9 protein-coding genes and 1 riboswitch are annotated in these 7791 nt (G+C 71.5%); of the genes, 5 read left to right on the forward strand and 4 right to left on the reverse strand.

The annotated features are described in order from the left end of the window. Positions 1 to 147: 147 nt before the first annotated feature. The 5 genes from QR78_RS29230 (at position 148) to QR78_RS29250 (ending at position 2775) form a co-directional block, all read left to right on the forward strand. Positions 148 to 1290 (forward strand): oxidoreductase, encoded by a 1143-nt coding sequence (locus tag QR78_RS29230; RefSeq protein ID WP_048431134.1) that lies wholly within the window; start codon positions 148 to 150, stop codon positions 1288 to 1290. 323 nt (positions 1291 to 1613) lie between these two features. Next, positions 1614 to 1823, forward strand: coding sequence for a cold-shock protein (locus QR78_RS29235; RefSeq protein ID WP_048431135.1), 210 nt, complete (start codon positions 1614 to 1616; stop codon positions 1821 to 1823). Positions 1824 to 1913: 90 nt separating this feature from the next. After that, positions 1914 to 2135, forward strand: a complete 222-nt coding sequence (locus tag QR78_RS29240) for a hypothetical protein (RefSeq protein WP_048431136.1) — start codon at positions 1914 to 1916, stop codon at positions 2133 to 2135. Positions 2136 to 2138: 3 nt separating this feature from the next. Further along, complete coding sequence (locus tag QR78_RS29245; RefSeq protein ID WP_179945829.1) at positions 2139 to 2522, forward strand: DUF6481 family protein; 384 nt, start codon at positions 2139 to 2141, stop codon at positions 2520 to 2522. A 55-nt stretch (positions 2523 to 2577) separates the two neighbouring features. Beyond that, complete coding sequence (locus QR78_RS29250; RefSeq protein WP_048431137.1) at positions 2578 to 2775, forward strand: hypothetical protein; 198 nt, start codon at positions 2578 to 2580, stop codon at positions 2773 to 2775. 39 nt (positions 2776 to 2814) lie between these two features. On the opposite strand, the gene QR78_RS29255 is transcribed toward QR78_RS29250, so the two are convergent. From QR78_RS29255 to QR78_RS29270, 4 genes are all read right to left on the reverse strand, one after another. Further along, the gene (locus QR78_RS29255) at positions 2815 to 3948 is read right to left on the reverse strand and encodes an acetyltransferase domain-containing protein (protein ID WP_048431138.1); all 1134 of its coding nucleotides are present in this window, start codon (positions 3946 to 3948) and stop codon (positions 2815 to 2817) included. Then, positions 3945 to 4214 carry a hypothetical protein gene (locus tag QR78_RS29260; protein ID WP_048431139.1) on the reverse strand — a complete coding sequence of 90 codons (270 nt, stop codon included), beginning with the start codon at positions 4212 to 4214 and terminating at the stop codon, positions 3945 to 3947. Before QR78_RS29260 ends, QR78_RS29255 begins: the two co-directional genes overlap by 4 nt. Beyond that, positions 4214 to 6337, reverse strand: a complete 2124-nt coding sequence (locus QR78_RS29265; protein ID WP_082173906.1) for a TonB-dependent siderophore receptor — start codon at positions 6335 to 6337, stop codon at positions 4214 to 4216. Before QR78_RS29265 ends, QR78_RS29260 begins: the two co-directional genes overlap by 1 nt. 220 nt (positions 6338 to 6557) lie before the next feature. Beyond that, positions 6558 to 6735: riboswitch (cobalamin riboswitch) on the reverse strand. Between the two features lie 114 nt (positions 6736 to 6849). After that, positions 6850 to 7791: TAXI family TRAP transporter solute-binding subunit (locus tag QR78_RS29270; protein WP_048431141.1), on the reverse strand; the 942-nt coding region annotated here is incomplete at its 5' end.

Below are 7791 nucleotides of genomic sequence, written 5' to 3' on the forward strand. Positions count from 1 at the left end.
CGCAGAGGGGGGAGGGTTCGGAGCGTTGCGCCTCGTCCCGCGGCGGATCGCCCTCGTCGCGCATGCTCCCTTGCCGGCTCCCGCCCCGGCTCCATACCCTCGCGAGCGGCCTCCCGGCGGGACGGTTCGCACCTCCCGCGAGGCCGCATGCCCGACCTGTTCAGCCCCTTCACCCTGAAGGACGTCACGCTCCGCAACCGGATCGCGATGTCGCCGATGACCATGCACCGCTCGGTCGACGGGGCGGTGGGCGACTACCACGTCATGCTGTACGGCTCGCGGGCGGCCGGCGGGTTCGGCCTCGTCTTCCCCGAGCAGATCGCCATCACGCCGGAGGGACGCACCACCAGCGCCTGCGCGGGTCTCTGGGACGACCGGCACGTCGAGGGGCTCGCCCGCGTCACCCGCATCATCAAGGAGATGGGCGGGGTCCCGGCGATCCAGCTCGGGCATACCGGGCGGAAGGGCAGCGAGCAGAAGCCCTGGGAGGGCAAGCTGCAATTGCCGCCCGACCACCCGGACGGCTGGCAGCTCAAGGCCCCCTCCCCGATCTCGTATGGCGGGCGCTACACCTACCCGGTCGAGGCTTTGAGCGTCGCGGAGATCGCCGGCATCCACCGGGCCTATGCCGACGCCGCGCGCCGGGCGGTCGCGGCCGGGTTCGAGTGGCTCGAGATGCATTTCGCCCACGGCTATCTCGGCGCCAGCTTCTTCTCGCCGCTCGCCAACCAGCGCGACGACCGTTACGGCGGCTCCTTCGACAACCGGCTGCGCTTCCACCTGGAAGCGCTCGACGCCGTGCGGGCGGTGTGGCCGGAGCGCCTGCCGCTGACGATGCGGCTCGGCTCCGACGACCTCCACCCCGACGGCGTGCAGTTCGACGAGGCGGTGGCGGCGGTCGCCCGGATGACGGCGCACGGCCTCGACCTCGCCGACCTCTCGATCGGCTTCAACACCGATGCGATGACCGATCCCCCCTTCGCCCGGATGGCTTTCATGGTCGAGCGCGGCGCGCGGGTGCGGCGCGAGGTCGGGATCCCGGTCGGCGTGAGCTGGAATCTCGGCCTGCCGGCTGTCGCCGACCGGGTGATCCGCGACGAACTGATCGACCTCGTCTTTCTCGGCCGTCCGGCCCTCTCGAACCCGCACTGGCCGGTCTGGGCGGCGCGGGAGCTCGCGCATCCCGATCCGTTCGCCCTGGTGCCGGAGGATTGGGGCTGGTGGCTGCGCAACTTCCGCGCCCACGAGGCCTGCATCGGCTGGCCTGCCCCGGGCACCGGCGCCGCCTGACCGACCCCGTCCGGGCGAGGCTCGAATCGCCAGCGTCGGCAGCGCCTTGAGCGATAAAATCTCCCGATCGACCGCCGGTTTTTCGGAGATTGTCCGATCATTCCGGCGGTGATGCCAAATATTTTTGGCCATGGCTTGCTATCTGATCTCGCATCAATTATTGATGATAGATCGATTGTTGGCCTGATTACCGAGCCTCTCCGCCGCTTTCCTGCTGGCGCAAGCTCTGCCATTCGCTCCAAATCCGTCGATTGAACCGAGCCTTGGCGCCGCCCGACGGCGTGCCGAGCTCTCTCCTACGCTTGCAGATCATGGATACGACAATGACGACCGGCACCGTGAAGTGGTTCAACGTCCAGAAGGGTTTCGGCTTCATCCAACCGGATGACGGCGGCAAGGACGTGTTCGTGCACATCTCCGCCGTCGAGCGGTCGGGCATGCAGACCCTCAACGAAGGCCAGAAGATCTCCTACGAGATGGAGACCGACCGTCGCAGCGGCAAGCAGTCCGCCGGCAACCTGCGCGCCGCGTAAGGTCCATTGCTATCGGGATGCGGGTGGCTTCAGCCGCATCTCTCGTCCCGCGCCGCGGCGCGGGCCCGACCTCCAGCAGATTGTTCCTGAGTGAATTTCACGTTCAGTTCCCATTCCCGTCCCGACCAGGCGCGCATCGAGCCCGCCACGTTTCAGGTCCAGCAGATCTGGCAGCATGTCGGCGGCTCGCCGCGCGACGTCAGCCACCTGATCGACCGGACCTACCGCTACCACTCGGTCCGGGAGCTGCATTGGCACCTCGCCGACCGGTTCTCGCGCCCGATCCGCTCCCTCGCCCTCAGCCGGGTCTGAGCGATGGGCAAGTTCAAGGAAGCCCCCCTGGGCGATCGTCTCGGTACCGCCGCGGCGGCCCGGCGGGCGATGCTCGGCCGATTCCAGTCCCGCAGCACCGCCGACGATCCGGCCCTCATCGCCCGCCGCGCCGAGCGCCAGGCCGTCGCGGAGGCACGGGCCACCCGCCAGGCCGAGCGCGACGCCGAGCGCGCGGTCCAGGAGGCCGAGCGGCTCATCCGCGAAACCGAGGCCCGGGCCGAGGAGGCCCGTCAGCGCGAGATCGCCGCGGCGGACGAGATCCGGCTCGCCGCTGAAGCCGCGGTCGCAGCCGAGCAACGCGAGATCGACCAGAAGGCGGCACGCGACGCCCGCTACGCCGCCCGCAAGGCGCGCAAGCGGGGCTGATCCCCGGCACCGGGGGCTGCCCCGGCCCCACGTCAATCAGGAAGGGACCGGCCCGATGCCGTACAAGTTCAAGCTTCACCAGCAGGTGCGGATGGTGCGCTCCGGGATCTCCGACGCGCTCGCCAGCGACATCGACGTGTTCGAGGTCGTGCGGCTGATGCCGGAGGATCGCAGCGGCGAGGCCGCCTACCGCATCCGGTCGATGAAGGGCGAGCGCGCCGTGCGCGAGAGCGAGATCGTCGCGCTGCACTGACGGTCGGCACATGGGCGGGGGCAGGCGTCGAGCCTGCGCCTACAGGTAGCTCAGCGCCGGGTGGCGCCCGCCTCGCTTCACCCCCACCATCCACCGGCAGGCCCCGTAGAGCGGCACGGCGAGGAGCGCCGCGATCAGCCAGAGCTGCCACGGCGAACCCGCCGAGACCCGGCCCCCCGCCCCGAAGCCGAGGGCGACGAGGAGGTCGTGGAGCCCGCGCAGCAGCCAGAGATGCGCCAGGTAGAAGAACAAGGGCGCGCCGCCGAACACCGTGAGCCAGGCCAGCCGGCGGGCCGGCAGCGCTTCGAGCAGGGCGAGCAGCAGGAGGCCGATGCCCAGGGTCGCGAGCAGGAAGTCGGCCGAGGGCGGGTACTTGGTGAGGTTCAGGAACGACAGGATGGTCGCGCCGAGATCCGTCCCGGCCCGCCACGGCGTCGGATCGCCGTAGCCGTTGAGGCCCCGCAGCACGAGGAACGACGCCATCGCGGCGGCCCCGAGGGCGAGGAGCCGGCGGCGGCGAGCCCCCGCCTCCAGGGCGTAGCACGGCCCGAGCGCGAAGCCCGCGGCCGCCACGCCGATCCACGGCAGGACCGGGTAGGAGGTGCGGGCGACGCCCCAGGGCAGCGGGATGAAGCCGCGCTGATGGAGGATCGACCACGGGATGATGCCGGGGTGGTCGGGCGGGAGCACGATTCCGTCGAGGAGGTCGTGCCCGAGCATCAGGACGAGCGCGACCGCGATCAGGACCGGCCGAGGCAGCCGGATCAGACCGGCGAGCGCGATCATGCTGAGCCCGATCGCCCAGATCACCTGCAGGTAGAGGATCGGCGGCAGCAGGCTCCGGGTCCAGGCGAGGTTCACGAGCGTGAGTTCGAGCACGATCAGGAACAGGCCGCGGGTGAGGAGGAAGCGCGCGGTCGCCCCCGGCCCGTGGCGGCCGGCATGGAGGTGAGCCGACAGCCCGGTGAGCAGCAGGAAGACCGGCGCGCACAGATGCGCGGTGAGCCGCGTCGCGGCGAGGCCCGGCGGCGTCACGGCGAGGTCCATCGGATCGCGGACCTGGGCGTGCAGAAAGAAGAACTCCCGGACGTGGTCGACCAGCATCAGCAGCATGACGAGGCCGCGCAGGGCGTCGATCGCGGCGATGCGCGGCGGGCGGAGTCCCGTGGTCACGAGGCGGTCTCGTCGGCGAGGCGCGACAGGAGCCGGCGCACGTCCGGCGGCGTCCAGACCCGGCCGCCGCGGGGCTTGGGGATGCCCCGCCGGGTCAGGGAGGCGGCGATGCCCTCGGGCGTCGCCCCGGCCTCCGCCGTGATGGCGGCGAGCACCGGGGCGAGGCGCTGGCGGTAGCCCCGGGCGCGGTTGGCCGCCGCGTCCCGGCCGGCATCGCCCCTGCGCGCCGGTGCGCCCGCATCGCCTCGACGGGCGGGGGCGGCCATCAGAACCGCACCGACAGGGTGCCGGTGAAGCGGCGCGGCGTACCCGGAAACACCCGGAAGACGTTGAGCGAGCTCGCGTAATAGGTGGTGTCGAAGACGTTCTCGACGTTCAGGCCGAAGCGAAAGTTCTCCCACTTGTAATAGGCCAGCGCATCGACCGCGATGTAGCCCGGAAGCCGGAACGCGCCGCCATTCGCGTCGCCGGCCCGTTCGCCGACCGCCCGCGCGCCGCCGCCGATGCCGAACCCCTTCCAGGGGCCCTCCTGCGCCTCGTAGACCGCGAGCAGGCTGCCGGAGTGGCGCGGCACGTTGATGAGGGGTGCGCCGACCGGCAGCACGTTGTCCTTGGTGACCACCGCGTCGGCGAAGACGTAGCCGGCCAGGACCTTGACCGAGGGCGAGAGCTGGCCGGCCGCCGTGAACTCGAAGCCCTGGCTGCGCACCGCGCCGGCGGCGATCGAGAAGCCGCTGTTGTTGGGATCGGCGGTCAGCACGTTCTGGCGCTCGACCCGGAAGGCGGCGCCGGTCAGGCTCAAGCGCCCGTCATAGAGGTCGAGCTTGGTGCCGACCTCGTAGCCGAGGCCGGTCTCCGGCGCGAACGGGCCGTTGAACGACGAGGCCGCGGCGTCCGGCCCGATATTCGGCCGGAAGCTCGTGCCGACATAGGCGTAGAGCGACAGCTCCGGCAGCGGCTGGTAGACGAGGCCGGCCCGGGGCGTGGCGGCAAAGTAGGTCTGGTCGTTCCGGACCCCGGTGGTGCGCTCGCGGAACGCCTGCTCGAAGAAATCGAACCGCACGCCGACCATCGCCTTCCACTCGGGCGACAGCGCGATCTGGTCCTGGGCGTAGAGCGCGGTGTTGGTGACCTGCTCGAAGCCGTTGGTCTGGCGGGTGTAGTTCGGGAGCGGCCGGCCGTAGACCGGGGCGTAGATGTCGAGCGAATACGGGTTCGTGCGGGTGTTGGAGCGGATCTGCTGGTAGGTGCCGTCGGTGCTCTCGCGCTCGAAGCCGAGCAGCACCGTATGGCCGATCCCGGCGGTGTCGAAGCGCCCGACCAGCTCGGCCTGGCCGAGCGCGGTGGCGGCGCGGTAGTTGCGGTAGTTGCGGTCGCGCAGGACGGTGCGGTTGTCGGCGGCGATGTCCCGCACCTCGACCGCCTCGCCGGTGAGCGAGTTGGAGTTGAGATAGGTGGCAAGCCGCATCTGCCAGTCGGCGTCGAAGCGGTGGTCGACCCGGATCTGCATCGAGTCGTTGGTCTGATCGATGCTCTGGCCCGGCTCGCCCAAGAAGCGCGAGATCGGCAGGAAGCCGAGCCGGTTGTCGATCGCGATGACCCCGCGGTCGAACACCGTGCGGTTGCGCAGGAACTCGGTCTCGACCGTCACCTTGGTGTCGGGCGTGACCTGCCAGCTCACGACGGGAGCGACGAACAGCCGGTCGCCGTCGACGAAATCGCGGAAGCTGTTCTGGCGTCCGGCCGCGAGGTTGAAGCGATAGAGGAGCGTGCCGTCCTCGTTGAGCGCGCCGCCGGAATCGACCGTGCCGCGGACCTCCTCGAACGAGCCCCACAGCCCGCCCATCTCGACGAAGCGTTCGCGCGTCGGCTGCTTGGTGATGATGTTGACGAGGCCGCCCGGGTCGCTGCGCCCGAACAGGCCGCCGCCGGGCCCCTTCAGCACCTCGATCCGCTCGACGTTCTGGGTGTCGGGCGGCGGTGGGAAGCCGCGGTTGAGCGGAAAGCCGTTCTTGTACAGTTCCGAGGTGGTCACGCCCCGAATGGCGTAGCTGAAGATGGTCAGCCCGCCGAAATTGTTCTGCAGGGCGACGCCCGGCGTGTAGGTCAGGACCCGATCGACCCGGGTGGCGGCGAGATCGGTGATGACCTCGCGCGGCGCCACGGTGACGACCTGCGGCACGTCGCGCTGGGGCGTGTCGGTCTTGGTGCTGCTGACCGCCCGGTCGGCCCGGAAGCCCGCACTCGGACCGATGAGGCCGATCGTGCCGGCGGCGGTGGTCGCGGGCATCGGCCGGCCCGGCGCCGGGGCGGCCCCCTCCACCACCACCTCGTCGAGGGCGATGCTCTCCTGGGCGCCCGCCGGCTGTGCCGCGAGGCCGATTGCCATCGCGCCCGCCAGGGCGGCGCCGGGATGACGACGGCGGGAGCGTGCGGGGGTGGGGAGACGCGAACGGGTTCTCACGAAACACACTCGAAGTTGCCGTGCCGTACGGTTCGAGCGAGCGACGGACCCTGCCCCGCACCTGTCGGGCGGCAGCCGGATCCGGGCGCTCCCCCGGGCCGCACCGCCCGCAGGACGTGACCGCGCCGAAACGCGGCGCGTACCGAAGGCAGGTCTCCTGGCTCGCGGATCGTCGCTCCCGCCTGGCCTTCCCGGTGCAGCGCACCAGTGACCGTCGGCGGCGGGATCTCTCCGCTCACAGTTGCGGGGGCAGCCTCGGCATCGCTCGCGACGAGCTCACCGAGTTCCCTCTTAGCCCGCGGGCATGACGCCCGGGGAACCTTGGCGGCAGCAGCCATGCCATGACGGTCCGGCGGCAGCAATATGCCAGATGCGAATTGTAATAACGTTGCGATCTTTGTGTCCACGGAAACACACGGGGTTGCGCGCCGTCGGGGTCAGGGCTGGCCGGTCTGTCGCAGGTAGGAGGCCGTGGCGGGGTGGAGCCACTCCGCCGGGACGGCGGCCGCGAGGTCCCGGGGATCGCTCGGCCGCTCGTTCGGCAGGCGCCGGGCGAGCGCCGGCTTCGCCTTGTCGATCGCCGCGACGAGACGGGCGACCGCCGCCGGATCGAGGCCGGGCTTGCCCAGGACGAAGCTCCAGGACCCCACCGTCTCGATCGCCTCGGTCTGGCCCGGGAAGGTGGCGGGCGGCACGGTCATGCGGCGCAGGGACGGGCTCGCGGCCAGGATCGCCGGAATCGCGCCGGCCGGCGGACCGAGGAAGCGGGCCCCGCCCGGGGCCTGCGCGACCGCCCGGAAGCCCGGCCAGCCGGTGCCGCCGCCGAACAGCGCCGCGGCGCGCCCGTCGCGGAGCAGCGCCGGGCCATCTCCGGCATGGTCGAGGAGGATCGGGCGGATGTCCTGCTCCGGGTCGAGCCCGGCGCCGCGCAGGATGGTGCGGCCCATGGCGGTGAGGCCGGAGCTGCGGGTCCCGAGCGCCACCGGCCGGCCGCGCAGATCGGTGAAGGCCGTGACCGGCCCGTCCGCCGGCACCACGAACAGGCCCGGCGCCGCGTAGACCGGGGCGACCACGGTGATCGCCGGCGCGGCACCCTGCCCGGCCAGGGCCTCGTAGGCGTACTCGCCCTGGACGAGGCCGAGATCGACCTGCCCGCTGCGCAGGAGGTCGAGGTTCTCGGTCGAGCCCTTGCTCGCCCGCAGATCGAGGGTGATGTCCGGGTTCACCTCCCGGATCGCCGCCGCCAGCGCCTCGCCATAGGCCGGAAACCCGCCACCCGGCGTGGCGGTCGCGAGGACGAGGTGCAGGTTTTCGCCGGCCCGGGGCGTCTCGGCGAGAGGTTCCTCGGCATGAGCGGGCGGGCCGGCGAAAACCTGCAC

The sequence above is a fragment of the Methylobacterium indicum genome, from assembly GCF_001043895.1.
In the GTDB taxonomy this organism is placed as follows: Bacteria; Pseudomonadota; Alphaproteobacteria; order Rhizobiales; family Beijerinckiaceae; genus Methylobacterium; species Methylobacterium indicum.

Bases quoted from the DNA above. Each gene is read 5' to 3' on its own strand.
- QR78_RS29235 (WP_048431135.1), top strand. From the start codon at position 1,614: ATGACGACCGGCACCGTGAAGTGGTTCAACGTCCAGAAGGGTTTCGGC.
- QR78_RS29250 (WP_048431137.1), top strand. From the start codon at position 2,578: ATGCCGTACAAGTTCAAGCTTCACCAGCAGGTGCGGATGGTGCGCTCC.
- QR78_RS29230 (WP_048431134.1), top strand. From the start codon at position 148: ATGCCCGACCTGTTCAGCCCCTTCACCCTGAAGGACGTCACGCTCCGC.
- QR78_RS29245 (WP_179945829.1), top strand. From the start codon at position 2,139: ATGGGCAAGTTCAAGGAAGCCCCCCTGGGCGATCGTCTCGGTACCGCC.
- QR78_RS29260 (WP_048431139.1), bottom strand. From the start codon at position 4,214: ATGGCCGCCCCCGCCCGTCGAGGCGATGCGGGCGCACCGGCGCGCAGG.
- QR78_RS29265 (WP_082173906.1), bottom strand. From the start codon at position 6,337: ATGGCAATCGGCCTCGCGGCACAGCCGGCGGGCGCCCAGGAGAGCATC.